This is a genomic window from Nitratidesulfovibrio sp. (genome assembly GCF_040373385.1).
In the GTDB taxonomy this organism is placed as follows: Bacteria; Desulfobacterota; Desulfovibrionia; order Desulfovibrionales; family Desulfovibrionaceae; genus Cupidesulfovibrio.
This window is the reverse complement of record NZ_JBDXXH010000001.1, coordinates 150,707-177,426: the sequence shown is the minus strand read 5'-3', so window position 1 is coordinate 177,426 and position 26,720 is coordinate 150,707. Positions and strand designations below refer to the sequence as shown.

Sequence of the window (26,720 nt, the reverse complement as noted above, 5' to 3'; positions counted from 1 at the left end):
CCGTTATCGCCCGCATCCGCATCCCATGTTCCGCGCCTGCGCCCCGAACGGCATGCCCGGCATGCCCGACGGTCTTACAAAGACGCGCGGAACACCCTCTCGACCCGTTCCGCCGCCAGTTGCAGCGGGCGGGGATATTCCTTGGCCAGTTGCACCAGGCGCGGCACGTCGCCTTCAACGACGCCCCAGTGGGACAGCCCGGCGGGCGCACCCCAGTGGCGGAACAGCGTGCGCAGCAGCAGCGCGCAGCGTTCCGGCGCATCCTTGTCGCCAGCGGGCAGGGACAACGGGTTGCCGTCCTCACCCGGCTCGGCCAGGGCCTCGGCCACCGTGGTTTCCAGCGCCGCCGCCAACCTGCGCATGGCCGGGGCCTTGTCCGGCGCCACCTCTTCCATCCAGCGCGGGTAGATGACGGCCAGCGCCAGTCCGTGCGGCACGTGCGGGTGCAGACCGCTGACGGCGTGCTCCAGCGCGTGCGATTCCCACGACCCGGCACCCAGCCCCACCCCGGTCAGACCGGACAGGCCCACGCCCGACGCCCAGGCCAGCGCCCCGCGCGCCTCGATGTCATGGGCATCGGCGCGCAGGCGCGCGGCGGCGCGCACGATGGTGCGCAGCAGGGCCTCGTTCTGGGCCAGCGCCGCCTCTTCCGCGAAGAAGGGAAACTCCGAATCCTTGCGCCTGCTGCCCTTTGCGGATGCGGCGGGCGTGCCCACCACCGAAAATTCCAGCACGTGGCTCATGGCATCCGCCGCGCCGTTCACCGTCAGGTGCCAGGGCAACCCCTGCTGGAAGGTCACGTCCACGAAGGTGGCCACCGGCGACGGGCAGCGCATGCCCCATTTGTGGCCCGACGCCCCCCGGGTGATCACGGCGTTGCCGTTCATTTCCGATCCGGTGCCCGACAGGATGGATACCGCGAACACCGGCAGCGAGCGGGTGACCGGTTGGCGTTCCGCAAAGGGGCTCCACGGGTCGCGCCCCTCGGCCAGCAGGGGCACCAGCGCCGCTGCCGCCTTGGTGGCGTCGATGACGCTGCCGCCGCCGATGGCGACAAATCCCGTTCCGCCGCCGATGGGAGAATTGCCGACGGAACCTTCGGTACCGGTGCCCGCCGCCGCGGCGATGCGCAGCACGGTGCCCAGGTCCGGGTTTGCCGTCACGCCCCACACCTCGCCGCGCCGCACGCCCGCCGCATCCAGCGATGCCACGGCCTGGTCGTAGGCGCCCACGCGGCGTGCCGCCTCGCCGCCGCCCACCAGCACCACGTGATCCAAGCCCGCCGCGCGTACCCGCGCGCCAAGCCCGGCCAGAACGCCGGGGCCGAAACGGACCTCCACCGGGTTGTGATAGACGAAATCCTTCATGGCTGTTCCTTCTGGCGCCGTGGCACCGGTCCGATCCCGTCGCTGCCTGTCCTTCCGCGCACTGGGGCACACATGGCCGCACATGGCCGCACATGGGCCGCACATGGGGCGCCTCTGGACATGTCCCGACCGTATCCGGGCAATAAACATCCAGACCCCGCCTTTCGGCCCCGGCATCCGCCCCGGGTATCCGGAACAGCGGGATGCGCGCGCAGGAGACGCTTGCGAGCGGCTGGGGGAATTGGGCAGCAGATGCCGTACCGAGTGCATAGCGCATGAGTTTGTCGGAATGGCGTCGGACGCAACGCGCCGTCATTCTTTACGTCCGCAGGCATTTTCCGCGCACTGTCGGCCCTTGGGGAAACGACCTTGCGCGGCAACCGCGGTCCCCTACCTGCACAGCGCCTCGGCCAGTTCCTTCCATGCCGTGGTGCGGCGTGGCGAGCGATGTTTCTGGCGCATGTGCCACGGGGCCTCTTGATCCAGTCCCTCTGCCGCGTGGCGCAGCTTGCCGCGCCCGTGCCGGGCGTTGATCCTGTCGGCCACGGCCATCAGCCGCTCGCGCGCGGCATCGCGCTCCGCCGTGCCGTCGGCCAGGGCCAGCAGGCTGCCCTGCCGGGTATCGGCCCGTTCCAGGCCGTACAGCATCACCCCGGCCTTGGCGTAGGGATACCCCGGACGAAAGACGCGGTCGAGTCCTTCATGCGCCAGCCGGATGAACACCGCGCTGTCCGCCGTGGGCACCGGCAGGGGCAGGGCCACGCCGTCGTCGCAGCGCAGGGCCGCCTCTTCATCGTGGCGGGCGGTGCGCACGTGCACGGCCAGTCCCCCGGCCACCAGCCCGGCCCGGCGCAGCTTGGCCCCGGCCAGGGCGGCGTGGGTGGCCAGGGCCTCGCGCAGCATGGCCACATCGGTGATGCGCCCGGCAAACGAGCGCGAGGACACCACCGTGTGACGCGGCGAAGGCGGCTCGCCCTGCTCCTCCGCCCCGATGCACGGCAGGCCGCGCAGTTCCAGCACGGTGCGCAGCCCGGTGACGCTCATGCGCCGCCGCACCCAGTCGTCGCCCGCATCGCGCAGCGCACGCACCGTGGTGATGCCCGCACCGCGCAGCATGCCCGCCAGCCGCCGCCCCACGCCCCACACCGCCTCCACCGGCAGCGATTCCAGCAGGGCGTCCACGCTCATGCCCAGCACCTCGGGGCTGCGGGCCAGTTCGAACACTCCGTGGCAGTGCGGGGTGCGCTTGGCCACCCGCCCGGCGATCTTGGCCAGGGTGCGCGTGGGGGCAATGCCCACGGAAATGGGAATGCCGGTCCAGCGCACCACCCGCTCGCGCAGGGCGCGGCCCACTCCGGCGGGGTCGGTGCCCAACGGCCCGCGCAGGGGCAGGAAGGCCTCGTCGATGGAGTACACCTCCACCTCGGGCACAAGGGTGCCCAGGGTGCGCATGACCCGGTTGGAGAGGTCGCCGTACAGGGCATAGTTGGACGAAAAGACGTACACTCCCAGCCGGGCCAGTTCGCGCCGCACCTTGAAGGCCGGGGCCCCCATTTCCACCCCCAGGGCCTTGGCCTCGTCCGAGCGCGAGATGATGCACCCGTCGTTGTTGGACAGCACCACGATGGGTTTGCCGCGCAGGTCGGGCCGGAACAGCCGCTCGCACGAGGCGTAGAAATTGTTGCAGTCCACCAGCGCCCATGACGTATCGGAAGGGCCGGGGGAACCGGAGAGGCCGGAGGACGGCGAGGGGGCGGCGGGGGGTGCAACCTGCCGGAAAGGAGGAAATGAGGAAACGTGCATGGCGGATTGCCGTGGGGCTCGTGGCGGGCGAAAAGGGGCCGCGCCGCTGTTTCAGGATGGTTTCGCAACACATCGCCCGGCGTCCGCGCCGCGCATCGGCAACCTTCCGGACGGCGACGGATCGCGACGCCGCAGGCGACGGAACAGGATGCCCGAAACGAGATGCCACGGAACGGGAAGTCATGCGGCAACGTCCCCTTCCGATGCCGTTGGGCCGCGACCCCGCGCGACAAGCGATTCCCCCCGGCAGGTGACTCCCCCGACAGGCCCCCTCCGGCGCGGGTTGCCTTGAACACGGGGACGACGGGCGCGGACGCTTCGGCAGCGCGAGCGTCGCGGCGCGCCCCCCTACAGGGAGTGCACCACGTAGGTCACCACGCCCCAGACGTGCACGTCGTCCCGTCCGGTGACGTCCAGCGGCTCGTAGTCCGGGTTTTCCGGCAGCAGCACCACCCGCCCCCCGCGCAGGTGCAGACGCTTGACGGTAAGCTCCCCATCCACGGCCACAATGGCCACCTTGTTGTGCACGGGCTCCACTGCCCGGTCCACCACCAGCAGGTCACCGTCGTGGATGCCTGCGCCGATCATGGACTGGCCCTGCGCCCGCAGGAAGAAGGTGGCCTCCGGATGGCGGATCAGGTGTTCCGCGATGTCCAGCGGCCTGTCCATGTAGTCGTCGGCAGGCGAGGGAAAGCCCGCCGCCACCCGCGCCAGCAGCAGGGGGCAGGTCACGCGCACCCCCGAAGCCAGGGGCGCGTGCGGCGCCGCGCCCACCGGGGAACCGGAACCGGCGGGGCCATCGTGGAACGTGGCGGGCATGGGACCTCCTGCGCTGGGGCCAGCGTCCCGAAGGCTGGCCGTTTGCGGAACTGCGGGGACCCGGCTACCATAGGCCGCGCACGCGGATGCGACAACGTGGCTCCGCACCTCCGGACGGTTCCCGCCCCGAAGGGAAAAGAGGATGCTTCCCCTGCTCCCGAAGGGAACGCAACCCCGCTCCGTGCGCCTGCCTGCTCCGCTTCAAGACGAATTAGATAAAATCTAGAAAAACTTTAACAGCACGTTTTTCCTGATACTTCATGCAACACAACGCGCCCCTGCCCACATCCGCCCCCTCCTCCGCGCCCGGCCCCGCAACCGGGTCCTTGCCGGGTCAGGCCCCTTCCCCCGGTGCCCTCCACCGGGATGCGCCGGACCCGCGCCTGCATCTGCTGCTGGCCGGATGCTACGGCGTGCTGGTGTGGCATCTGCCCCCCCTGGGGCTGGCCGTGGTGGCGGCGGGGCTGGCCGGTCTGTTCGCCGCGTCGCCGTTGCGGCGCAGGTTACGACCGGGAATGCTGCGCGGCCACGCCTGGTTCGTGCTGGTATGGGTAGTGCTGCGTTTCGCACTGGCTTGCCTGGGACCGGCAGCGGAGCCCGTGTCGGCTATCGGGAACGAGGGAGGCGCCGGGGCTGGCGGGGTGTTCGACGGCCTGCGCTTCGCGTGGCCGGACGGCCCCCTGCTGGCGCATGCCGCGCGCGAATCCGCGCTGCTGGGGGTACGGCTGGCCCTGCTCATCGGCATCGGCCTTGCGCTGGCGCTGGCCGCATCGCCCCGCGCGCTGGGGCTGGCGCTGGTGTGGCTGCTGCGCCCGGTGCTGGGCGCGCGGGCCTGGCAGCCCGCACTGGGCGTGGCGTTGATGGTGCACTTTCTGCCCATGGCGCAGGGAACATTCACGCAGATATCCCGCGCGGCGGACCTGCGCGGCCCGCTGCCCCTGCGGCGGCGCGCCGTGCTGCTGCCCGCCGCCGTGCTGCGCATCCTGGGCCAGCGCACCTGGACCCAGACCGTGGCCGTGGCCGCGCGCGGGCTGGACCGCCCCGAGGCATGGCGGCCCGACTTTCCTTTCCGCCCCGCCCGGTGGGCCATGGCCCTGCTGCTGGTGGGGCTGGGCGTGGGCATGACCTTTCTGCCGGGGTGACGGAAGGCCGAACATCGGCAAGCCACCGGCAAGCGTACCCTTTCACTGCCCCGTTCGCCCGTGCCCGGGCACCTCACCGCCCCCCCACCGATACCAGCGGCGCATGCCGCCAGCTTCGCCGCCCTTGCCCCCGCATCTCCGGGTGGCTATAAGGACCGGGCACGCCACCGCCTCCATGCGGTGCCGTTCCTCTTACGCCCTTCCGGCGTTCACCCTCCGCACACAGGCCCGCCATGTCCGACACCGGCAAGCTCACCCACGCCATCGTGGAATTCTACGAAAAGCTCTCCTCCTGGGAGCACGACGTGGTGCGCGAGCAGGGGCTTACCCTGCCCCAGACGCACACGCTGGAAATTCTGGGCATCCACGGCGCGCTGCCCATGAAGGAACTGGCCGCGCGCATGGGGGTGACCACCGGCACGCTCACCGTGCTGGTGGACCGGCTGGAGGACAAGCAGCTTGTGGTGCGCCGCCCGCACGAGCACGACCGGCGGTCCATTCTCGTGGCCCTGACCGAACGCGGCCAGACGCAGTACGAGGAACACGACCGGCTGCACCGCCGCCTGACCGACGACCTGACCGCCGACCTGACCGCCGAGCAGAAGGCGGCCCTGCTGCACTGCCTGGAAACCATGAACGCCTCGTTCTAGGGGGGGTTTCCAAATTAGGTTTTTCGTTCGCTGGCAAGAAAAACGAGCCTGCCATGAGGAAATATACTCTTCTGGTATTTGATCGTAATGGCAGGCGAAGTTTGACGCCGCCAGCGGACGAAAGGACAATTTCGAAACAGCCCCTAACGCCACCGGACACCCCATGACCGTCATCGAATTGCTGGCCCTTGCCGTGGCCCTTGCCATGGATGCCTTTGCCGTGTCCGTTGCCACCGGAGTGCAGTTGCGCTGCGTCTCGCCGCGCCAGACCTTTCGCCTGTCGTTCCATTTCGGCCTGTTCCAGGCGCTGATGCCCGTGGCCGGGTGGGCGCTGGGCCTTACCGTGCGCGACTACATAGAAGCATGGGACCACTGGCTGGCCTTTGGCCTGCTGGTCTTCATCGGTGTGCGCATGATGCGCGAAGCCCTGGCGGGCGACGACGAGGGCGCCGACTGCAAGTGTGATCCCACGCGCGGCATGACCCTGCTGGTGCTGTCCGTGGCCACCAGCATCGACGCGCTGGCCGTGGGTCTTTCGCTGTCCATCCTCGGGCTTTCCATCTGGACGCCTGCCGTGGTCATCGGCGTGGTGTGCGCGGGCTTTACCGCCGGTGGGCTGCACCTGGGGCGCGTGCTGGCCAACGCCAGCCGCCTGGGGCACCGGGCAGCGCTGGCGGGCGGCGGCGTGCTCATCGCCATCGGGCTGCGCATCCTGCACGACCACGGCGTGTTCGGGTAACGACGGACGCAGCCGCCTGCCCCGTCTGCCCCGCCTGCCCGTCCGACCCGTCTGCCCGACTCGGGCCGAGTTGGCCGACTCGGGCCGAGTCGGCCAACTCGGCCCATTCGCGTAACTCGGCCAGTTCGGCCAGTTCGACCAATTCGGCCACCCGCCATTTCCGCCGCGCCGTTCCCTTCGCCCCTCCCCTCGCCACGCCCTTCCCCGGCGGGAGTGGCCTCTTCGCTTGTGCCTTTTCTCCCGAATGGATATAGAATGCCATGAACCGGGCTTTCCGGCAGGCATCGCGCGCCGCCGCCCGGCACCGCCACGTGGCGGATTCATGAGGCCGAACGCAATGGCCGGCATTCATGCGGCCCACATCCAGCGCGGCAAGGACCGAGGCGTCGCGCCCCGGACGGCTGGCTTGCGACGGGCCACAGCGCCCACCCGCCCCAGCGTCGTGTCCCGATCGCCGCACGTCCACCGCAACCCCAACCCCCGGAGGCCACGCCATGGGCGAACGCGAACACACCTATTACCGCACCCTCTACGACCTTGTGCGCGTCATCAATTCCAGCCTTGAACCAACCACCGTGCTCGACACCATCGCCAAGCTGGTGACCGGGGCGATGGACGCCAAGGCCTGCACCCTGCGGCTCATCGACCGGCGCGGCACCACCCTGCTGGCCAGCGCCGCATGGGGGCTGAGCAAGGGGTATCTGCGCAAGGGCCCCATCGAAATCGCCAAGAGCGGCCTTGACCGCGAGGTGCTGGCAGGCAACGTGGTGCACATCCAGGACGTGGCCACCGACCCGCGCTTCCAGTATCCGGAAGCCGCCCGCGCCGAAGGGCTGGTGTCCATCCTGGTGCTGCCCCTGCTGGTGGAGGGCAAGGCCATCGGTTCGCTGCGCGTCTATTCCGCCGTTGCCCGCAACTTTACCGAAGAAGAAGTGGAATTCGCCGGTGCCATCGCCAACCTCAGCGCCATCGCCATCGAGAACGCGCGCATGCACCAGGCGCTGAAGACCGACTACGAGTTGCTCACCGCGTACAACAACACCATCCACGAACTGTAGGAGAACCCCCGATGACCAAACTCCGCATTGCCATCAACGGGTTCGGGCGGATAGGCCGTCAGGTGTTCAAGGCCATCCTGGACCGATACCCCGATACCATGGAAGTGGTGGCCGTCAACGACCTGTACGACGTGGCCACCAACGTGCACCTGTTGCAGTTCGACACCTGCTACGGCCGCCTGAAGGCGGACGCCGAGGTGAAGGACGGCAACATTCACGTGGGCGACTGGGTGGTGCGCAACTATGCCGAGCGCGACCCCAAGGTGCTGCCCTGGCGCGACCTGGGCGTTGACATCGTCATCGAATCCACGGGCATCTTCCGCACCGGGCCGCAGTGCCGGGCGCACATCGACGCCGGGGCCAAGAAGGTGATCATCACCGCGCCCGCCAAGGAAGAAGACCTGACCATCGTGCTTGGCGTCAACGACGCGGACTACGACCCGGAAAAGCACCACGTGGTCTCCAACGCCTCGTGCACCACCAACTGCCTGGCCCCGGTCACCCTGGCGCTGCACAAGGCCTTCGGCATCGTCAAGGGCGTGCTGACCACGGTGCACTCGTACACCAACGACCAGCGCATCCTGGACCTGCCCCACAAGGACCTGCGCCGCGCCCGTGCCGCCGCGCAGAACATCATCCCCACCTCCACCGGGGCGGCCAAGGCCGTGGCCAAGGTCATCCCCGAAATGAAGGGCAAGTTCGACGGCATCAGCCTGCGCGTGCCCACGGCCACGGTATCCATCGTGGACTTCGTGGCCGAGCTTGAAAGGCCCACCACCACCGACGAGCTGCGCGCCACCCTGAAGGCCGCTGCCGAAGGGCCGCTGAAGGGCATCATGGCCTATTGCGAAAAGCCGCTGGTGTCGTCCGACTTCATCGCCGACCCGCATTCCAGCATCGTGGATGCCGAGTTCACCACCGTGATGAACGGCGACATGGCCAAGGTGCTGGCATGGTACGACAACGAGTGGGGCTATTCCTGCCGTGTGGCGGATCTGGCGGCGTTGATGGCGAAAAAGGGATTGTAGGCCGGATACAAGCTTGGCCCTGCGTATCGCGGCCACGCTGCCGACGGGATCCGCGCGCTGCGGTCGCCATCCGTAAGGTTCGCGTGTTGCGCTCACCTAACGGCTGCCGCCTTTTGCCGCCGGGCTAACTCGTAATCCCGTACATCGCGCCCGCACCAGCCCCCCGCGTCGGAAGACCGTCGCGGGACATAAAGAACAGAACATCCCCCGGATGGCTCGCCGTCCGGGGGATATTCTTTCCAAACCACCTTAACAGAATCATATTACACGCAGAAACGATGCGACAGAACGCTTCGCTGGATCATCGAAACTATCCCATTGAAAAGAACTATTACACACCAAAGCACGGACACAATCAACAATCTCCTGCAATTCCTGCACACATTGCTTCACTTCCACCCAAGGAATACTGTTCTTTTTTACATCAACGGGGAGATACACCCCATCATTGAACTCCAACTCTTTATGTGCAGTCACCTTATCGCGTATAAATCTAAATTTTTTCCTATACTTATCAACAAAACACATCCATTCTTTTATCAACCATGTATATTTTTCATCAAAATTTCTAATGTTTTCATTATATAAATACTCCTCAATTCGACTATTATCAGATATATGTTCAATACAGTCTCCACAATAGTTTATTTTGCAATTTGATGAATACTTTTCACGCAAAAACATTCTCATTTGAACATCTGAAATATCATTAATAATCTTAACTAATCCAATACTTTTCCCTTGCGATTCATCAAAACACACCGTTGCGACATCATGTATAAATGTAAAATAAAGCTTTTGTCGAAGCACCGAAAAAGCCAACACGGAATCACCAAAAATATTTGACAAAAAAGACTCATCATCAATCATCGTTTCAAGAAAATAGTACTGCCACTTCACAGAAAACAAAACATTCAGCAACTCATCAGCATGCCCACTTAACTTTGCAAATTTATCCTTCATACCCCCTCCGTTAGACCGACCGCACTCGCACACTACAACCACCTACCGCCGCCGGAACGCCGCCAGATATTCCTGATTGCCCTTGGGGCCGGTAATGGCAGAGGGCACCACGCCCTCCAGGTCCAGCCCCAGCGCATCGCGGCAGTACGCCACCACCTTGTCCACGGCGGCCTGCCGCAGGGCCGGGTCGCGCACCACGCCCTTCTCGGTCTGGCCCGGTCCCACCTCGAACTGCGGCTTCACCAGCGCCACCACCCGCCCGCCCGGCTTCAGCCATTGCAGGCACGGCGCCAGCACCAGCGTCAGCGAGATGAACGACACGTCCGCCACCACCAGGTCCACCGGCTCCGGCAGCAGCTCCGGCGGCGCGGTGCGCAGGTTGGTGTGCTCGTGCGATACCACCCGTGCGTCTGCCCGCAGCCGCTCGTGCAACTGGTTGTGCCCCACGTCCACGGCATACACCCGCGCGGCCCCGTGCTGGAGCAGGCAATCGGTGAAGCCCCCTGTGGACGCCCCGGCGTCCAGACAGACGAAGCCGGTCACGTCCAGCCCGAAATACTCGATGGCGGTCAGCAGCTTGTACGCCCCGCGCGAGACGAAGCGCTCGCGCCCGTAAAGCTCGAAGCGCGTCGTCACCGGGTACTTGTGCCCCGGCTTGTCCACCTTCACGGCCCGTTCGGGCGCCATGGCCAGATCCGGCACGCCCGCGCCGTCATCATCCCCGTCGCCGTCCCCCTGCGGCAACACCACGACCTGCCCGGCCATGATCAGCCGCTTGGCCTGCTCGCGGCTTTCGGCCAGCCCGGCCTCGTACACCAGATGGTCGGCGCGTTCCTTTTTCGGGGGGCGCGCGGGGCGGGGACGCGGGGCCGTCGCAACGACATCGGGTTCGGATGGGCCAACCACGGCATGGTCCTTTCGTTCATCTGGCGCAGGAGGGGCATGAGGGATGCGGGACATGGGCAACTCGTCACGCGCGCAGCCGCGCGGAAAAAATTCATGGGTGGAACAGGGAGTCCGGATCGACACGTCCGGCAGGAACAACCGGCAAGAACAACTGGCGAACACAACCGGCGAGCGCGACAGCCAGACGCGGCAGGCAGGAGTGGCGGGCAGGGATGCCGGACAACACCACACGGCACCGACCATCTCGACCATTCCCCACGGGCCTGCCACCGCAACCTTGACAGCGGCACGCACCCGGCATACCTGTTCCCTGCGCCTGCCCGCCCTGCCCCGACGCACGGGGCACAAGCGATGGGCAGACTACACGAGGCCCGGACGGCCCGCAACGCCGTTGCATCGGGGGCCTTGCCAAAACGGGGAGATGGGCGTATCAACTTGCGTTCCGATTTTCCCCACGAGGAGTCCAAGATGAAAGAAAACATCCATCCCAACACGTTCAAGGCCAAGATGACCTGCGCGTGCGGCTACGAAGCCGAAGCCCTGTCCACCAAGGGCGAGGTCGTGAACGTGGAAATCTGCTCGCAGTGCCACCCGTTCTACACCGGCAAGCAGCGCTTTGTTGACACCGCTGGCCGCATCGACCGCTTCCGCAAGAAGTACGCCAAGTTCGGCGAAGGCAAGTAGCCTGCCTTCCTCGGGCGGTGTGCATGCGCGCGCCGACGTCGATTTTTCCTCCCCGGAGGGGTTCGCCCTCCGGGGAGAAATCTTCATTGCCATCAGCCGCAAGGGGTTCAGCATGGGCGCAATGGGCAGGACACGAGCCACCGGCGTGACCGGCGCGCTCCGCGCGGCGTTTTCGCATTCGGGCCGCGCCTGCCGTGCGTTGCCCACGGCGTTGTCCCTTGCCGCCGACGCGCCCTGCGCCATTGGCGGTCAGGCCGTCATGGAAGGCGTAATGATGCGCAACGGCGAGCGGCTGGCCCTTGCGGTACGCCTGCCCGACGGCGAAATTCTGGCCGAAAGCCGCCCGTGGTACACCCTGTCCTCCGCAGACTGGCTGAAGCGGCCCTTCGTACGCGGTTTTCCCACCCTGGTGGAAACCCTGGTCAACGGCATCAAGGCCCTGAACCGCTCGGCCGAGCATGCCGCCCAAGGCGAAACAGGTGAAGAACTGAAGCCCTGGCACCTGGCCCTGACCCTTGCGGTGTCGGTGGCCCTGGCCCTTGGCCTGTTCGTGGTGCTGCCGCACATGTTCTCGCTGGGCATGAAGTGGCTGGGCCTTGGCGGCGACGTGGAAGGGCTGTCGTTCCATGCCTGGGACGGCCTGTTCAAGTTCGCCATCTTCATCGGATACATCCTGTCCATCTCGTTCCTGCCGGACATCCGCCGGGTGTTCCAGTACCACGGGGCCGAGCACAAGGTGATCCGGGCCTTCGAGGCGCGCGGCGACGTGACGCCCGAAACCGCCGCCATTCACAGCCGCCTGCACCCGCGCTGCGGCACCACGTTCCTGCTGTTCGTCCTGTCCATTTCCATCATCCTGCACGCGGTGCTGGTGCCGCTGCTGCTGCTGGTGTGGACGCCGGACGGCGCGGTGACCAAGCACGCCGGGACGGTACTGTTCAAATTTCTGCTGATGGTCCCCATCAGCGCGCTTGCCTACGAGGCCATCCGCTACGCCGCCCGTCTTGGCGACGGCCTGCTGGGCGTGGCGCTGCGCGCCCCCGGCATGCTGCTGCAGATGCTGACCACCCATGAACCCGACCGAGACCAACTCGAGGTCGCCATAGTGGCCCTGCGCGAGGCCCTGGGAGACGCCGCCCCGGCAACGGTGCGCGCGCCCGCCTACCGCCATCAGGCCCCCGCAACGGAGTAACGGATGTTCGCCAAGCTTGAAAACCTGGAGCGCCGCTTCGAAGACCTGGAGCAGCAGCTTGCCTCGTCCGAGGTCTTCAACGACCAGGACCGCTATCGCAAACTCACCAAGGCCCACGCCGACCTCAAGGAAGTGGTGGACGTGTTCCGCCGCTACAAGGAACTGCGCCAGAACCTTGCCGACAACAAGGAGCTGCTGGACGACAGAGACCCGGAAATCCGGTCCATGGCGCATGAAGAGGCCAAGTCCCTCGAGGCGGCCATTCCCGAAGTCGAGCAGGAACTGCAACTGCTGCTGCTGCCCAAGGACCCGCTGGACGAAAAGAACACCATCGTGGAAATCCGCGCGGGCACCGGCGGCGAAGAAGCGGCCCTGTTCGCGGCGGACCTGTTCCGCATGTATTCCCGCTACGCCGAAATCCGGGGCTGGAAGGTGGAAATCCTCAGCGCCAACGAATCGGACACCGGCGGGTACAAGGAAATCATCGCCCTTATCGCCGGGGACAAGGTGTACAGCCGCCTGAAGTACGAATCGGGCACCCACCGCGTGCAGCGCGTGCCCGCCACCGAATCGCAGGGCCGCATCCACACCTCTGCCGCCACCGTGGCCATTTTGCCAGAGGCCGAGGAAGTGGACGTGGAAATCCGCTCGGACGACATCCGCATCGACGTGTTCCGCGCGTCGGGCGCGGGCGGCCAGCACGTCAACAAGACCGAATCGGCGGTGCGCATCACCCACATTCCTTCCGGCATCGTGGTTTCGTGCCAGGACGAGAAGTCGCAGCACAAGAACAAGGCGAAAGCCATGAAGGTGCTGGCATCGCGCCTGTTGCAGGCCGAGCAGGACCGTCAGCACAACGAGGTGGCCGCCGACCGCCGCTCGCAGGTGGGTTCCGGCGACCGGTCGGAGCGCATCCGCACCTACAACTTTCCGCAGGGCCGGGTGACCGACCACCGCATCAACCTCACCCTGTATTCGCTGGATCGGGTGATGGAAGGCGAGGCCCAGCCCCTGTTCGAGGCCCTGTCCAACCACGCCCAGACCGAGGCGCTGAAGGCCCAGGCCGACGTGCAGTAGCCTGCGGGCACCGAGTCAGGGGCACGAAAACGATAGCAGAGGAAGACGGCCCGTCGCGCAAGCGGCGGGCCGTTTCGCATGTCCGTCGCCGTTGCGCGTTTCCGTCCCTGCGTCGAACAACCTCACGTGCAGACACCTCCCCCTGTGATTGCTGCGTGCAGACAGCCACAGCACGCGCGGAGTTCTCGCGGGTTGCCTGCACCCACCGCTTGCGGCGCGCCCCCGGCTGCGCTACTGCTCGGCCCCATGAGCGACCATTGCCCCAAGACATCACCCGGCACCGCCGGGCCGGACGCGACAGCCGCCCGCGCCGCCCGCGCCGCCCTCGCCGCACTGTCCGCTGCCGCGCCGCAGGGCCTGCGCGAGGTGGTACGCGCTGCCGCCGCGCTTCTGGCGAACACCCCCTCGCCTTCGGTACGGGACGATGCGCCGCGCCTGACGGCGGAACTGTTCGTGGCGCAAGCGCTGGGCCTGCCCCGGCAGGATCTGTTGCTGCGCCTGGCCCTGCACCCCGCCGCGCCGGTTCCCGTGGACGCGTTGACATGCGCCGCCGCCCTGCTGGACCGCCGCGCCGCCGGGGAACCCACGGCGCACATCCTAGGCGAGCGGGAATTCTACGGGCGCGACTTTCTGGTCACCCCGGCCACGCTGATCCCCCGGCCCGAAACGGAGCTGCTGGTGGAAACCGCCCTTGCGCTGGCCCCGCACGGGGCGCGCTTTGCCGACTGCGGCACCGGCACGGGGTGCATCGCCGCTACCCTGTGCGCCGAGCGGGACGATATTTCGGGCATGGCCTGCGACATTTCGCCGGATGCGCTGGCCGTGGCCGCGCGCAACATCGTCATCCACCTCGGCGGGGCCATGCAACCTGACGGGACGCACCCCGGCCACTGTGCCCCGGCCGCCGCTCGCCGGGCGGCCTTCATCCGCTGCCAGCCGGTGCTGGCGGACTTCACCCGCCCCCTGTTTCGGGATGGTTCGCTGGATCTGCTGGTCTCCAACCCTCCCTACGTCAGCGAGGCCGAGCATGCGGGCCTGACCCCGGAAGTGCGCGACCGCGAACCGCGAACCGCCCTTGTTCCCTGCGCGGGCGGGGGACTGGACGAAACCGCCGCCAGGCAGGGCCGGGCGGACGGGCTGGGCCACGCCCGGGTGCTGGTGGCCGAGGCGGGCCGGGTACTGCGACCCGGCGGGCTGTTCCTGATGGAGTTCGGCTGCGCGCAGGGGCAGGCCGTGGCCGACCTGTTCCACCCGTTCGCCCGGCTGTGGGCCGAGGTGGATGTGCGCCAGGATCTGGCCGGGCTTGACCGCTACGTGGTGGCCCGGCGCGAGCTGCGCGTGTAACGGTAACGCCACCCGAATGTGTGGTTTTCGCACCACGGCGGGCGGTGCGTAAAAGCCACACATGTGCGCGAAACACACAGGCACGCCCGGCCAGAGACACGAGCAATCCACGCAATTTCAGGCCATTATAAAAGTCTAGATTTTGGCACGGTTCATGCTCTAACGCCAGCGGAGGGGTTATGAACCAGACCACCATCAAGAAAAACATCGAATGCTCGGGCGTCGGCCTGCACGGCGGCAAGATGGTCCACCTGACCATGCGTCCCGCCCCCGAAGACACCGGCATCGCGTTCGATATCCATACCGCCCAGGGTGTGCGCCGCGTGGCGCCCAATCCCCAGGCCGTGGTCGCAACCGGTCTTGCCACCACCCTCGGCGCGTCCGGCAACGGGCATGACGCCTCGGTGGCCACCGTCGAGCATCTGCTTGCCGCCATCCGTGGCCTTGAGATCGACAACATGATCATCGAGGTGCAGGGCGGCGAAGTGCCCATCATGGACGGCAGCGCCGCCTCCTTCGTCATGCTGCTGCGCAACGCGGGCATCCGCACCCAGTCGCGCGCCCGTCGCGTGCTGCGCATCGCCAAGCCCATCAGCCACGAGAGCGACGGCAAGTCCATTCGCGCCCTGCCCCATGACGGCTTTCGCGTGGACTATACCATCGACTTCGCCCACCCGCTCATCGGCGTGCAGCACATGAGCATGGAAGTGACCCCCCGCACCTTCGCCGAAGTGGCCAAGGCGCGCACCTTCGGCTTCCTGCGCGAGGTGGAGTACATGCACAGCAAGGGCCTGGCCCTTGGCGGCTCGCTGGACAACGCCGTGGTGCTCGACGACTACGCCGTGCTCAACGACGACGGCCTGCGCTTTCCCGACGAATTCGTGCGTCACAAGATCCTGGATTTCATCGGCGACATGGCCATGCTGGGCACCCCGTTGCAGGGGCACTTCATCGTGCACTGCTCCGGCCACGCCCTGAACAACGCCTTCCTGCGCGTGCTGACCGAAAACGCCGATATCTACCTGCAGGAAGTGACGCTGGACGAGCCCGCCGCTGAACGCGCCGCCCGCCGTCCCGCCGTTGCCCCGGTCCATGCGCCCGCGCATGTGGGCCACCCCGTGACGGCCTAGCCGCTCTCTCGCCTTTTCGCCTTTCCGGGCCGCCTTCGGGCGGCCCTTTTCGTTGTGCGGGCAGCCCAGGCAACGCGGAAGGAGGTGGTGAGGGAGGGGCTGGCAACACGCATTGTCGACTACGCGCATATTATAATGATTGGACGGCACGACGACACGGACGATGGCGGCACGCCAAATGCGGCGCGCATCCCACCTGCAACGCCCCGCAAAGGGCAGCAGACCCCTCCGCCCTCATGGGCGGCATCAGAAGGCTCCGGAACTCGCCAGACCTCTTCAGGTCTCATCTGGCTCATCGGACTTCATCTGGCCTCGGCTAGTCTCACTGGTCTCAGCTGGCCTCAGCTAGTCTCACCGGTCTCAACTGGCCTCGCCAGCCCGTTCCTGGTCTGCACCAGGCATCCTCTCCGTCAGAAACAGCTGGCATCATCCGCACGCGAGGCGGTCGAAGTGACCGCGCGGGCCTACCCTGTTGCGGAAAAGCACACTATTTCATCCCCGCAAAACCGCGCCAGACGCCAATCTGTCACCCAACGTACAAAAAAACACGCATTCCCCCGCTTTCACCCCTTGCCTTTTCCGAAGGGAGCGGGTAGAAGCGCTTTCTCGTTGGCTGGCGTAGCTCAACTGGCAGAGCAGCTGATTTGTAATCAGCCGGTTGCGGGTTCGAGTCCCATCGCCAGCTCCACAGTGGAGGGGTTCCCGAGTGGCCAAAGGGAACAGACTGTAAATCTGTCGTCGTAAGACTTCGGTGGTTCAAATCCACCCCCCTCCACCACTTGACAAGCTATCTTGGCTGTAGGAGACAGGAAGGCCTGTCGGAGAACTACGGCTTCCTGGAAGTACGGCTACCAGCTGGACGTGCGGGAATAGCTCAAGTGGCTAGAGCATCAGCCTTCCAAGCTGAGGGTTGCGAGTTCGAGTCTCGTTTCCCGCTCCATCCTAGCCCGGGTTCTCCTCAAGCAAGCAATCGGCCCACATAGCTCAGGCGGTAGAGCACTTCCTTGGTAAGGAAGAGGTCATGAGTTCAAGTCTCATTGTGGGCTCCATTTCCGCGCCTAACGATTAACGCAAGAAGAAAACCACGCCAGGGAGAACACCTATGGGTAAGGAAAAATTTGAACGCAAGAAGCCGCATGTCAACATCGGCACCATTGGCCACATTGACCACGGCAAAACCACTCTGACCGCCGCCATCACCAAGGTGGCCGGTCTGCGCGGCAACGGCAAGTTCGTGGCGTTCGACGAAATCGACAAGGCTCCTGAAGAAAAGGAACGTGGCATCACCATCGCCACCGCCCACGTCGAATACGAAACCGCCACCCGCCACTATGCCCACGTGGACTGCCCCGGCCACGCCGACTACATCAAGAACATGATCACCGGCGCCGCCCAGATGGACGGCGGTATCCTGGTGGTCGCCGCCACCGACGGCCCCATGCCCCAGACCCGTGAGCACATCCTGCTCGCCCGTCAGGTCGGCGTGCCCTACCTGGTGGTGTTCCTGAACAAGTGCGACATGGTGGACGACGAAGAGCTGCTCGAACTCGTGGAACTCGAAGTCCGCGAACTGCTCTCGCTCTACGGCTTCCCCGGTGACGACATCCCGGTGATCCGCGGTTCGGCCCTCAAGGCCCTTGAAACCGACGATCCCAACTCCGCCGAAGCCGCTCCGGTCGTGGCCCTGCTCGAAGCCTGCGACAGCTACATCCCCGAACCGCAGCGCGACATCGACAAGCCCTTCCTGATGCCCATCGAAGACGTGTTCTCCATCTCCGGCCGCGGCACCGTGGTGACCGGTCGTGTGGAACGCGGCATCGTCAAGGTTGGCGAAGAAGTCGAAATCGTGGGCATCAAGGACACCGTCAAGTCGACCTGCACCGGCGTCGAAATGTTCCGCAAGCTGCTCGATCAGGGCCAGGCTGGCGACAACATCGGTGCCCTGCTGCGCGGCATCAAGCGTGAAGACGTGGAACGCGGCCAGGTTCTTGCCGCTCCCAAGTCCATCAAGCCGCACCGCAAGTTCAAGGCCGAAGTGTACGTTCTGTCCAAGGAAGAAGGCGGCCGTCACACCCCGTTCTTCTCGGGCTACCGTCCGCAGTTCTACTTCCGTACCACTGACATCACCGGCATCATCGCGCTGGCTGACGGCGTCGAAATGGTCATGCCCGGCGACAACTCCACCTTCACCGTGGAACTGATTGCCCCCATCGCCATGGAGCAGGGCCTGCGCTTCGCCATCCGCGAAGGCGGCCGCACCGTCGGCGCGGGTGTTGTCTCCGAAATCCTGGAGTAAACGATGCGCGTCAATCTCCTGCTCGCCTGCACCGAATGCAAGCGACGCAATTACGCGACCGTCAAGAACAAGAAGAATACTACCGGCCGCATAGAGCTGAAGAAGTATTGTCCCTGGGACAAGAAACACACGCTCCACCGCGAAACCAAGTAGTATCCTCATAGTGCAGGGCAGTAGCTCTAACGGCTAGAGCGCCGGTCTCCAAAACCGGATGTTGCGGGTTCGAATCCCTCCTGCCCTGCCATCTCCTTTCCTAGCGGGACAGTGCACGGCAACGTGCCAAGGCGCCCCACGGCACCTTTCCGCCCGGCCCGGCGAACCGCGAGGTTCGCCCGCCGGGCGGGCCGGTCCCCCCCGAACGATGGCAAGTCGACCAGTCGAAATGGCTCCAGAGGCGACCATGGCGAAAAAGCAGCAGAACGCGCCCGAGGCGCCCCCCGCCGATTCCGGCAACGGCATCGGCGACAAGATCACCCAGCTCAGGGACTACTTCGAGGAAGCCAAGGGCGAACTGCGCAAGGTCACCTGGCCCACGCGCAAGGAAACCACGGCAACGGGCATCGCCGTGCTCGTTCTCGTTTTCGTCATGTCCCTGTTCCTCGGTGTCGTGGACCTTGGGCTGACCAAGCTCGTCGAATACATCCTCTCGTGATGGACACCGAAATGACCGAATCGATTCCCACGACCGCCAAGGCTCGCTGGTTCATCGTCCATACCTACTCGGGCTTCGAGCAGCGTGTCGAACAGACCATACGCGAAATGATCCGTACCGGTCAGGCGCAGGGGCTCATCGAAGAGGTCGTGGTGCCCACCGAGAAGGTCATCGAGCTCGTCAAGGGCGAGAAGCGGACCTCCACGCGGAAGTTCTACCCCGGGTACGTCATGGTCAAGATGACCATGACGGATTTCTCGTGGCATCTCGTCCAGTCCATTCCCAAGGTCACCGGATTCGTCGGCGGCAAGAACCGTCCGACTCCCATGCGTGACAGCGAAGCCGAACGCATCCTGACCATGATGGAATCGCGTCAGGAGCAGCCCCGTCCGAAGTTCAACTTCGACCGCGGGGATGAGGTACGCGTCATAGACGGGCCTTTCGGCGGCTTCAATGGCGTCGTCGAGGACGTCAACTACGACAAGGGCAAACTCAGGGTGTCGGTCTCCATCTTCGGCAGGCAGACCCCGGTCGAGCTGGACTTCGTCCAGGTTTCCAAGGGCTAGCCCCCTTTCGATGATTTTGCGCGGTAACCATCGCGGCCCGCGCCGCCCATAGAGGGACAGAACAATGGCTAAGAAAGAAGTTGCCAAGATCAAGCTGCAGATTCCGGCCGGGGCGGCCAACCCTTCCCCGCCGGTCGGTCCCGCGCTCGGCCAGCACGGGCTGAACATCATGGAATTCTGCAAGACTTTCAACGCGAAGACCATGGAGCAGAAGGGCATGATCACCCCCGTGGTGATCACCGTCTACTCCGACCGTTCCTTCACGTTCATCACCAAGACCCCCCCCGCTTCCGTGCTGCTGCTGAAGGCCGCCAAGCTCGAAAAGGGCTCTGGCGAACCGAACCGGAACAAGGTCGGGTCGGTGAGCATGGCGCAGGTTGAAGAGATCGCGAAGCTGAAGCTGCCCGACCTCACCGCCAAGGATCTCGATGCGGCCACCCGCTCCGTTCTGGGCACCGCCCGGAGCATGGGCATCGAAATCAAGTAGCGTTTCGGATCAGTTGCACTGCCGTCCGCCGACAACGTCGGCCTTCCCGGCCAAGCCGGGGCGCATGCCTTGAAACAGGGACGCGTGACCATGGCGGCAGGAGATTGCGAACGTCAGCAAAAGGAAAAGGTGGGTACAATGCCCAAGCACGGCAAGAAATATCGTTCGGCGACGGAAGGACGCGACATCGCCGAAAGTCTCGTTCTCGAAGACGCGGTGGCCAAGTCCCTTGCGGCTTCGTTCGCCAAGTTCGACGAAACTGTCGACGTGGCCATCTGCCTCGGCGTCGATCCCAAATACTCCGACCAGATGGTGCGCGGCGCCGTCACCCTGCCCCATGGCCTCGGCAAGACCGTGCGCGTGGCGGTGTTCTGCAAGGGTGACAAGGAAGCCGAAGCCAAGGCCGCCGGTGCCGACTTTGCCGGTGCCGAAGAACTGGTCGCCAAGATCAAGGAAGGCTGGCTGGACTTCGACAAGGCCATCGCCACCCCCGACGTCATGGCCCTGGTCGGCCAGATCGGCCGCGTGCTCGGCCCCCGTGGCCTGATGCCCAACGCCAAGACCGGCACCGTTACCTTCGACGTGGCCACCGCGGTGAAGGAAACCAAGGCTGGCCGCGTGGAATTCAAGGTCGACAAGGCGGGCGTGCTGCATGCCCCGCTCGGCAAGGTGTCCTTCGGTCCCGAAAAGATCCTGGACAACCTGAAGTCGCTGCTTGATACCGTGAACCGCCTGAAGCCCGCCACGGCCAAGGGTACCTACATGAAGGCCATGGCCGTTTCCACCACCATGGGCCCCGGTTTCAAGGTCGATCCGTCCACCATCAAGAAGTTCCTCGAAGGCTAACCCCCTTCGGTGATATTTGGCCCGGTTGTCCGCAACCGGGCCTTTACCGGCACCAGGCCCGGAAATACGAGTCGAAGAAAGCAGGCAGCACGGGTTCTCCGCCCTTGCGTTAAGCCCTGCCGAGACCACAGTGTCTTTGGCTCGGCATTTCCACCCAGACACACCCGAACCTGAGGAGAGTCACGTGAACAGGTCCGATAAAGCAGCCATCATCGAGCAGCTGAAAGCTCGTGCCGAAGGCGCTTCCATCGCGGTCGTGACCGACTTCAAGGGTATGTCGGTGGAAGAGCTGACCCGTCTCAGAGTGAAGCTTCGTGAAAACGGCGCGGAATACCACGTCGTGAAGAACACCCTGGCACGGATCGCCTTTACCGACGGAGCGCACGACGTCATCAAAGACGCGTTCAAAGAGAACTGCGCCGTCGCCCTTGGGTTCGCTGATCCCGTCGCGGTGGCGAAGGCACTCACCGACTTCGCCAAGACGAGCAAGATCTTCGCGGTGCGCCACGGCAGCCTTGAAGGCAAGTTCCTTTCCGGGGAACAGGTCTCTGACCTCGCCAAGCTGCCCAGCAAGCCCGAACTGATCGCGCGCGCTCTTGGCACGATGAATGCCGTGCCCACCAACTTCGTTTCGCTGTTCGCCAACATCATCCGTGGCCTTCTCTACGCCCTGAAGGGCATTGAAGAGAAGAAGGCCGCCGCCTAGGCGACACCGAGCCCAACCCTTACGCCAAAGACACCCGAAAGGAGCAAATCATGTCCAGCATCACCAAGGAACAGGTCGTCGAATTCATCGCCAACATGACCGTCCTCGAACTTTCCGAGTTCATCAAGGAACTTGAAGAAAAGTTCGGCGTGTCCGCCGCCGCCCCGGCCATGGCCATGGTTGCCGCCGGCCCGGCTGAAGCCGCCCCGGCCGAAGAAGAAAAGACCGAATTCGACGTTATCCTGAAGGGCGCCGGCGCCAACAAGATCGGCGTCATCAAGGTTGTGCGCGCCCTGACCGGCCTTGGCCTCAAGGAAGCCAAGGACAAGGTTGACGGCGCTCCCTCCACCCTGAAGGAAGCCGTTTCCAAGGAAGAAGCCGAAGAAGCCAAGAAGCAGCTGGTGGAAGCTGGCGCCGAAGTCGAAGTCAAGTAGACTCGGTTCGCTGCGCCGCACAGGCGATTGGAACAGCGCGGGCGAGCTCATCGCCCGCGCTTCTTCTGCTTTGTCGCCCCGTACGGCAGATTGGCATTTCGGGTGGCGGCCACCCCATGGGCATTTTCCGAAACCTCGGACGGATGCGCGCGGGAGCAGCCTCGCGGGACGGGACGATGCGGGACGGACAGGACGGGCACCCCGGCGGGGTCGCCATGTTGGATCGGAAGTGAGTGTGTGGCAAGCCGCACGGACTTGCATAATTTTTCCGAAACGACTATTGTTGCAATTTGGTCGAACTCACTTCGCGCCAATCCAGCTCCTGACCCGGGCGGTACGTTGTACGCTGCACCCCTCTTTCCTACCCCCCGAACCGACAGCCTTTCCGGTGGGCGCGTCGCTCTTGTCGCGCGTCCGCTTTGCCTCGTCTGCGGCACGGCGTTGAAGGGTACTCCCCTTCGCGCGGCCGCCTTTCGTTGTCGCTTCGCCCCGGCAGCCATGCGCCACGCGCCTGCTGCCCCCGAATCGCGGGACCATGGCCATGCCGTCGGTCCCGCTGCCAGCGTGCCGTGCACGCGTCTGCTTCATCCGACCCCCACGGGTCGTTCGGCCTCTCGCGCTGAGAGCCCCGCCGGAAAACCGTCTTTCTGAGGTGAAACCATGGGCCAACTCACGAAAAAGTTCGGCAAGATTCCCGTATCGCTCGGCATTCCGCACCTCCTGAACCTTCAGGTGGACTCGTACGTCAAGTTCCTTCAGGAAGGTCTTGCCGAACGCAAGTCCGACGAGGGCCTTGAAGGGGTCTTCCGGTCCGTGTTCCCCATCGAGGACTTCAACCGCACCGCCAGCCTCGAATACGTCAGCTACGACATCGGCGAACCCAAGTTCGACCAGGCGGAATGCATCTCGAAGGGCCTCACCTACGAAGCGCCCATCCGCATCAAGGTGCGGCTGGTGGTTTACGACGTTGACGACGATTCCGGCAACCGCACCATCCGCGACATCAAGGAACAGGACATCTATTTCGGCACCCTGCCGCTGATGACCGAGAAGGGCACCTTCATCATCAACGGCACCGAGCGCGTCATCGTCAACCAGTTGCAGCGCTCGCCCGGCATCATCTTCGAGCACGATTCGGGCAAGACCCATTCGAGCCGCAAGGTGCTGTACTCCTGCCGCGTCATTCCCATGCGCGGCTCGTGGCTCGACTTCGACTTCGACCACAAGGACATCCTGTACGTCCGCATCGACCGCCGCCGCAAAATGCCCGCCACCATCCTGTTCAAGGCCATGGGCATGACCAAGACGGACATCCTGGACTACTTCTACAAGAAGGAGTTCTACCGCATTTCCGCCGACGGCCGCGTGTTCTGGGAAGTGCAGAAGGACATGTTCCGCAAGGATTCGGCCTTCGCCGACATCGCGGGTCCCGACGGCACCGTGTTCGTCAAGGCGGGCAAGCCCATCACCAAGCGCGCCTGGCGCCAGATCTGCGAAGCAGGCCTTGAAACCATCGAAGTGGCCGCCGACACCCTGGACGGCCTGTTCCTGGCCGACGACGTGGTGAACCCGGCCACCGGCGAAGTGCTGGCCGAAGCCGCCGACGAAGTGACCCCCGGCGTGCAGGAACGCCTGCGCGAGGCGGGCATCGACCGCCTGCCCATCCTGCACACCAAGGGCATCGACACCTCGTCCTCGCTGCGCGACACCCTGGTGCTGGACAAGACCGCCGACAAGGAAGCCGCCCAGGTGGAAATCTACCGCCGCCTGCGTCCCTCGTCGCCGCCCACGCCCGAGATTGCGGAAAGCTTCTTCGACAACCTGTTCCGCAGCGCGGACTACTACGACCTTTCTCCCGTGGGCCGCTACAAGCTGAACCAGCGCCTTGGCCTCGACCAGTCGCTGGAACTGCGCGTGCTGACCGACGAGGACATCCTTACCGCCATCCGCGTGCTGCTGCACCTGAAGGACAGCCACGGCCCCGCCGACGACATCGACCATCTGGGCAACCGCCGCGTGCGCCCCGTGGGCGAACTGGTGGAAAACCAGTACCGCATCGGCCTCGTGCGCATGGAACGGGCGATCAAGGAACGCATGAGCCTTCAGGAAGTCTCCACGCTCATGCCGCACGACCTGATCAACCCCAAGCCGGTTGCCGCCGTGCTGAAGGAATTCTTCGGCACCTCGCAGCTCTCGCAGTTCATGGATCAGACCAACGCCCTGTCGGAAGTGACGCACAAGCGCCGCCTGTCCGCCTTGGGCCCCGGCGGCCTGACCCGCGAACGCGCGGGCTTCGAAGTACGCGACGTGCACACCTCGCACTACGGCCGCATCTGCCCCATCGAAACGCCGGAAGGCCCGAACATCGGCCTCATCGTGTCGCTGACCACCTACGCCAAGGTGAACGACTACGGCTTCATCGAGACGCCGTACCACGTCATCCGCGAAACCGGGATGACCGGTGAGGTGGTCTACCTCGACGCCTCGCGCGAGCACGGCGAAGTCATCGCCCAGGCCAACGCGCCCTTCAACGCCGAAGGTAAGCTGGCCGACGAATACGTCACCACCCGCGTGAAGGGCGACGTGCTCATGTCCCCCCGCGAAGAAGTGACCCTGATGGACGTTTCCCCCAGCCAGATGGTGTCCATCTCCGCCGCGCTGATTCCGTTCCTGGAACACGACGACGCCAACCGCGCGCTCATGGGTTCGAACATGCAGCGTCAGGCCGTGCCGCTGCTCCAGTGCGAAAAGCCCATCGTGGGCACGGGCATGGAAGGTCCGGTGGCCCAGGATTCCGGCGCGTGCATCATCGCCGAAGGTCCGGGCATCGTGCGCTACGCCGATGCCGACCGCATCATCGTCAGCTACGAGAACGGCCTGTACCCCGAACGGGGCGGCGTGCGTGCGTACGACCTGCAGAAGTTCCACAAGTCCAACCAGAACTCCTGCTTCGGCCAAAAGCCCACCTGCCACCCTGGCCAGATCGTCGTCAAGGGCGACATCCTGGCCGACGGCCCCGGCATCGAGGACGGCGAACTGGCACTGGGCAAGAACCTGGTGGTCGCGTTCATGCCGTGGTGCGGCTACAACTTCGAAGACTCCATCCTCATCTCCGAGCGCACCGTGAAGGAAGACACCTTCACCTCGGTGCACATCGAGGAGTTCGAGGTGGTGGCGCGCGATACCAAGCTGGGACCGGAAGAAATCACCCGCGACATTCCCAACGTGGGCGAAGACATGCTGCGCAACCTTGACGGCAGCGGCATCATTCGCATCGGGGCCAACGTGAAGCCGGACGACATCCTCGTGGGCAAGATCACCCCCAAGGGCGAAACCCAGCTGACCCCTGAAGAAAAGCTGCTGCGCGCCATCTTCGGCGACAAGGCCCGCGACGTGAAGAACACCTCGCTCAAGGTGCCGCCGGGCATCGAGGGCACCGTCATCGAGGTCAAGGTGTTCAACCGCCGCTCCGGCGAAAAGGACGAGCGCGCCCACCTGATCGAGGAATACGAACTGGGCCGCCTGGACCGCAAGGAACAGGATCACATCCGCGGCCTTGGCGACGCCACCCGCGTGAAGCTGATGGCCGTGGTGGAAGGCAAGCAGATCGCCACCACCCTGCCGGGCAAGAAGAAGGGCGAGGTCATCGCCGAGGCCGGTGCCTCCGTCACCGCCGAGATGCTGGCCGACGTGCCCGTGAAGAAGCTCTCCGGCCTGTTCAAGAACCGCGAGGTGAACGAAGCCGTGGACGCCCTGCTGGAAAGCTACGACCAGCAGGTGCAGTTCATCAGCAACATCTACGAATCCAAGCGCGGCAAGGTGACCGAAGGGGACGACCTGCCCCCCGGCGTCATCAAGATGGTCAAGGTCTACATCGCCGTGAAGCGCAAGCTTTCGGTGGGTGACAAAATGGCCGGCCGTCACGGGAACAAGGGCGTTGTCTCCTGCATCCTGCCCGCCGAGGACATGCCGTTCTTCGCGGACGGTCGCCCGGTGGACATCGTGCTGAACCCCCTTGGCGTGCCTTCGCGAATGAACATCGGCCAGATCATGGAAACCCACCTCGGGTGGGCCGCCAAGGAAATGGGCCGCCAGCTCGCCGAAATGCTGGAGCGCAACGACCCGCTGAAGGCGCTGCGCAACGAAGTGAAGCGGGCGTTCGATTCCACCGCCATCGACTCGCTGGTGGATTCGCTGGACGATGACGACTTCCGCTCCGCCGTGTCCAAGCTTGGCCGCGGCATCGTGACCAAGACCCCCGTGTTCGACGGTGCGGCGGAAGAGGAAATCTGGTCGTGGCTGGTACGCGCGGGCATCGACGAGGACGGCAAGACCGTGCTGTACGACGGCCGCACCGGCGAACGGTTCCACAACCGCGTCACCACCGGCGTCATGTACATGCTCAAGCTCCACCACCTGGTCGATGAAAAGATCCACGCCCGCTCCACCGGCCCCTACTCGCTGGTGACCCAGCAGCCCCTTGGCGGCAAGGCCCAGTTCGGTGGCCAGCGCCTGGGCGAAATGGAAGTGTGGGCGCTGGAAGCGTACGGCGCGGCCTATCTGCTCCAGGAATTCCTTACCGTGAAGTCGGACGACGTGACCGGCCGCGTGAAGATGTACGAGAAGATCGTGAAGGGCGACAACTTCCTGGAAGCCGGTCTGCCCGAATCGTTCAACGTGCTCGTCAAGGAACTCATGTCGCTGGGTCTCGACGTCACGCTGCATCAGGAAGAAGGCAAGAAGCGCCCGAAGCGTGTCGGCTTCATGAACGCGCTGTAGGAATATGCATTCAAGCCCGGCGGACGGAAGTCCGCCGGGCACATGCGGCGCC

The 26,720-nt window shown here is 65.0% G+C and carries 24 protein-coding genes and 5 tRNA genes; 24 read left to right on the top strand and 5 right to left on the bottom strand.

The window, feature by feature from the left end; translation table 11 throughout:
• Positions 1-74 precede the first annotated feature (74 nt).
• The 3 genes from ABWO17_RS00705 to ABWO17_RS00695 all read right to left on the bottom strand — a co-directional run bounded on the left by ABWO17_RS00705 (position 75) and on the right by ABWO17_RS00695 (position 3,989).
• Positions 75-1,367 (bottom strand): iron-containing alcohol dehydrogenase, encoded by a 1,293-nt coding sequence (locus tag ABWO17_RS00705; RefSeq protein ID WP_353115057.1) that lies wholly within the window; start codon positions 1,365-1,367, stop codon positions 75-77.
• A 390-nt stretch (positions 1,368-1,757) separates the two neighbouring features.
• The gene (locus tag ABWO17_RS00700; RefSeq protein WP_353115055.1) at positions 1,758-3,170 is read right to left on the bottom strand and encodes a Y-family DNA polymerase; all 1,413 of its coding nucleotides are present in this window, start codon (positions 3,168-3,170) and stop codon (positions 1,758-1,760) included.
• Between the two features lie 348 nt (positions 3,171-3,518).
• Entirely contained in the window at positions 3,519-3,989 is a 471-nt protein-coding gene (locus ABWO17_RS00695) for a LexA family protein (protein WP_353115053.1), read from the bottom strand.
• Between the two features lie 260 nt (positions 3,990-4,249).
• On the opposite strand from ABWO17_RS00695, the gene ABWO17_RS00690 reads away from it, so the two are divergent.
• The 5 genes from ABWO17_RS00690 to gap all read left to right on the top strand — a co-directional run bounded on the left by ABWO17_RS00690 (position 4,250) and on the right by gap (position 8,606).
• A complete protein-coding gene (locus ABWO17_RS00690; protein ID WP_353115051.1) occupies positions 4,250-5,131 on the top strand; it encodes an energy-coupling factor transporter transmembrane component T family protein in 882 nt (293 codons plus the stop codon).
• A 233-nt stretch (positions 5,132-5,364) separates the two neighbouring features.
• Entirely contained in the window at positions 5,365-5,781 is a 417-nt protein-coding gene (locus ABWO17_RS00685) for a MarR family winged helix-turn-helix transcriptional regulator (RefSeq protein WP_353115049.1), read from the top strand.
• 163 nt (positions 5,782-5,944) lie between these two features.
• Positions 5,945-6,520: a manganese efflux pump MntP gene (locus ABWO17_RS00680; protein ID WP_353115047.1), complete on the top strand. Its 576-nt coding sequence runs from the start codon at positions 5,945-5,947 to the stop codon at positions 6,518-6,520.
• A gap of 494 nt (positions 6,521-7,014) precedes the next feature.
• Positions 7,015-7,578, top strand: a complete 564-nt coding sequence (locus ABWO17_RS00675; protein ID WP_353115045.1) for a GAF domain-containing protein — start codon at positions 7,015-7,017, stop codon at positions 7,576-7,578.
• An 11-nt stretch (positions 7,579-7,589) separates the two neighbouring features.
• The gene (gene gap / locus ABWO17_RS00670; protein ID WP_353115043.1) at positions 7,590-8,606 is read left to right on the top strand and encodes a type I glyceraldehyde-3-phosphate dehydrogenase; all 1,017 of its coding nucleotides are present in this window, start codon (positions 7,590-7,592) and stop codon (positions 8,604-8,606) included.
• A gap of 258 nt (positions 8,607-8,864) precedes the next feature.
• On the opposite strand, the gene ABWO17_RS00665 is transcribed toward gap, so the two are convergent.
• Together ABWO17_RS00665 and ABWO17_RS00660 are read right to left on the bottom strand one after the other, a co-directional pair.
• Positions 8,865-9,569, bottom strand: a complete 705-nt coding sequence (locus ABWO17_RS00665) for an AbiU2 domain-containing protein (protein WP_353115041.1) — start codon at positions 9,567-9,569, stop codon at positions 8,865-8,867.
• 42 nt (positions 9,570-9,611) lie between these two features.
• Positions 9,612-10,529 carry a TlyA family RNA methyltransferase gene (locus ABWO17_RS00660; RefSeq protein ID WP_353115039.1) on the bottom strand — a complete coding sequence of 306 codons (918 nt, stop codon included), beginning with the start codon at positions 10,527-10,529 and terminating at the stop codon, positions 9,612-9,614.
• 414 nt (positions 10,530-10,943) lie between these two features.
• Here ABWO17_RS00660 and rpmE point away from each other — a divergent pair, with 414 nt between their 5' ends.
• The 19 genes from rpmE (at position 10,944) to rpoB (ending at position 26,668) form a co-directional block, all read left to right on the top strand.
• Complete coding sequence (rpmE, locus tag ABWO17_RS00655) at positions 10,944-11,159, top strand: 50S ribosomal protein L31 (RefSeq protein ID WP_116307863.1); 216 nt, start codon at positions 10,944-10,946, stop codon at positions 11,157-11,159.
• A gap of 259 nt (positions 11,160-11,418) precedes the next feature.
• Positions 11,419-12,351, top strand: a complete 933-nt coding sequence (locus ABWO17_RS00650; protein ID WP_353115930.1) for a DUF1385 domain-containing protein — start codon at positions 11,419-11,421, stop codon at positions 12,349-12,351.
• Between the two features lie 3 nt (positions 12,352-12,354).
• On the top strand, positions 12,355-13,428 hold the full coding sequence (gene prfA / locus ABWO17_RS00645) for a peptide chain release factor 1 (protein WP_353115036.1): 1,074 nt from the start codon (positions 12,355-12,357) through the stop codon (positions 13,426-13,428).
• 246 nt (positions 13,429-13,674) lie between these two features.
• Entirely contained in the window at positions 13,675-14,772 is a 1,098-nt protein-coding gene (locus tag ABWO17_RS00640) for a HemK/PrmC family methyltransferase (protein ID WP_353115034.1), read from the top strand.
• Positions 14,773-14,951: 179 nt separating this feature from the next.
• Positions 14,952-15,902 carry a UDP-3-O-acyl-N-acetylglucosamine deacetylase gene (gene lpxC / locus ABWO17_RS00635; protein ID WP_353115032.1) on the top strand — a complete coding sequence of 317 codons (951 nt, stop codon included), beginning with the start codon at positions 14,952-14,954 and terminating at the stop codon, positions 15,900-15,902.
• Between the two features lie 612 nt (positions 15,903-16,514).
• Positions 16,515-16,590 (top strand) — tRNA-Thr (locus ABWO17_RS00630).
• A gap of 4 nt (positions 16,591-16,594) precedes the next feature.
• Positions 16,595-16,680 (top strand) — tRNA-Tyr (locus ABWO17_RS00625).
• 85 nt (positions 16,681-16,765) lie between these two features.
• Positions 16,766-16,842: transfer RNA gene (locus ABWO17_RS00620), tRNA-Gly, on the top strand.
• A 33-nt stretch (positions 16,843-16,875) separates the two neighbouring features.
• Positions 16,876-16,951 (top strand) — tRNA-Thr (locus ABWO17_RS00615).
• Positions 16,952-17,004: 53 nt separating this feature from the next.
• Positions 17,005-18,198, top strand: a complete 1,194-nt coding sequence (gene tuf / locus ABWO17_RS00610; RefSeq protein ID WP_353115030.1) for an elongation factor Tu — start codon at positions 17,005-17,007, stop codon at positions 18,196-18,198.
• A gap of 3 nt (positions 18,199-18,201) precedes the next feature.
• Positions 18,202-18,351, top strand: a complete 150-nt coding sequence (gene rpmG / locus ABWO17_RS00605; RefSeq protein ID WP_035066568.1) for a 50S ribosomal protein L33 — start codon at positions 18,202-18,204, stop codon at positions 18,349-18,351.
• A gap of 14 nt (positions 18,352-18,365) precedes the next feature.
• Positions 18,366-18,442: transfer RNA gene (locus ABWO17_RS00600), tRNA-Trp, on the top strand.
• Positions 18,443-18,598: 156 nt separating this feature from the next.
• Positions 18,599-18,850 carry a preprotein translocase subunit SecE gene (gene secE, locus ABWO17_RS00595; RefSeq protein ID WP_353115028.1) on the top strand — a complete coding sequence of 84 codons (252 nt, stop codon included), beginning with the start codon at positions 18,599-18,601 and terminating at the stop codon, positions 18,848-18,850.
• Positions 18,851-18,861: 11 nt separating this feature from the next.
• The gene (nusG, locus tag ABWO17_RS00590) at positions 18,862-19,416 is read left to right on the top strand and encodes a transcription termination/antitermination protein NusG (RefSeq protein WP_353115026.1); all 555 of its coding nucleotides are present in this window, start codon (positions 18,862-18,864) and stop codon (positions 19,414-19,416) included.
• 64 nt (positions 19,417-19,480) lie between these two features.
• Positions 19,481-19,903 carry a 50S ribosomal protein L11 gene (rplK, locus tag ABWO17_RS00585; RefSeq protein ID WP_007523977.1) on the top strand — a complete coding sequence of 141 codons (423 nt, stop codon included), beginning with the start codon at positions 19,481-19,483 and terminating at the stop codon, positions 19,901-19,903.
• Positions 19,904-20,041: 138 nt separating this feature from the next.
• Complete coding sequence (gene rplA / locus ABWO17_RS00580) at positions 20,042-20,749, top strand: 50S ribosomal protein L1 (protein ID WP_353115023.1); 708 nt, start codon at positions 20,042-20,044, stop codon at positions 20,747-20,749.
• A gap of 184 nt (positions 20,750-20,933) precedes the next feature.
• Entirely contained in the window at positions 20,934-21,455 is a 522-nt protein-coding gene (gene rplJ, locus ABWO17_RS00575; protein ID WP_353115021.1) for a 50S ribosomal protein L10, read from the top strand.
• A 50-nt stretch (positions 21,456-21,505) separates the two neighbouring features.
• Positions 21,506-21,889, top strand: coding sequence for a 50S ribosomal protein L7/L12 (rplL, locus tag ABWO17_RS00570; RefSeq protein WP_353115019.1), 384 nt, complete (start codon positions 21,506-21,508; stop codon positions 21,887-21,889).
• A 660-nt stretch (positions 21,890-22,549) separates the two neighbouring features.
• Positions 22,550-26,668, top strand: coding sequence for a DNA-directed RNA polymerase subunit beta (gene rpoB / locus ABWO17_RS00565; protein WP_353115017.1), 4,119 nt, complete (start codon positions 22,550-22,552; stop codon positions 26,666-26,668).
• Positions 26,669-26,720 lie beyond the last annotated feature (52 nt).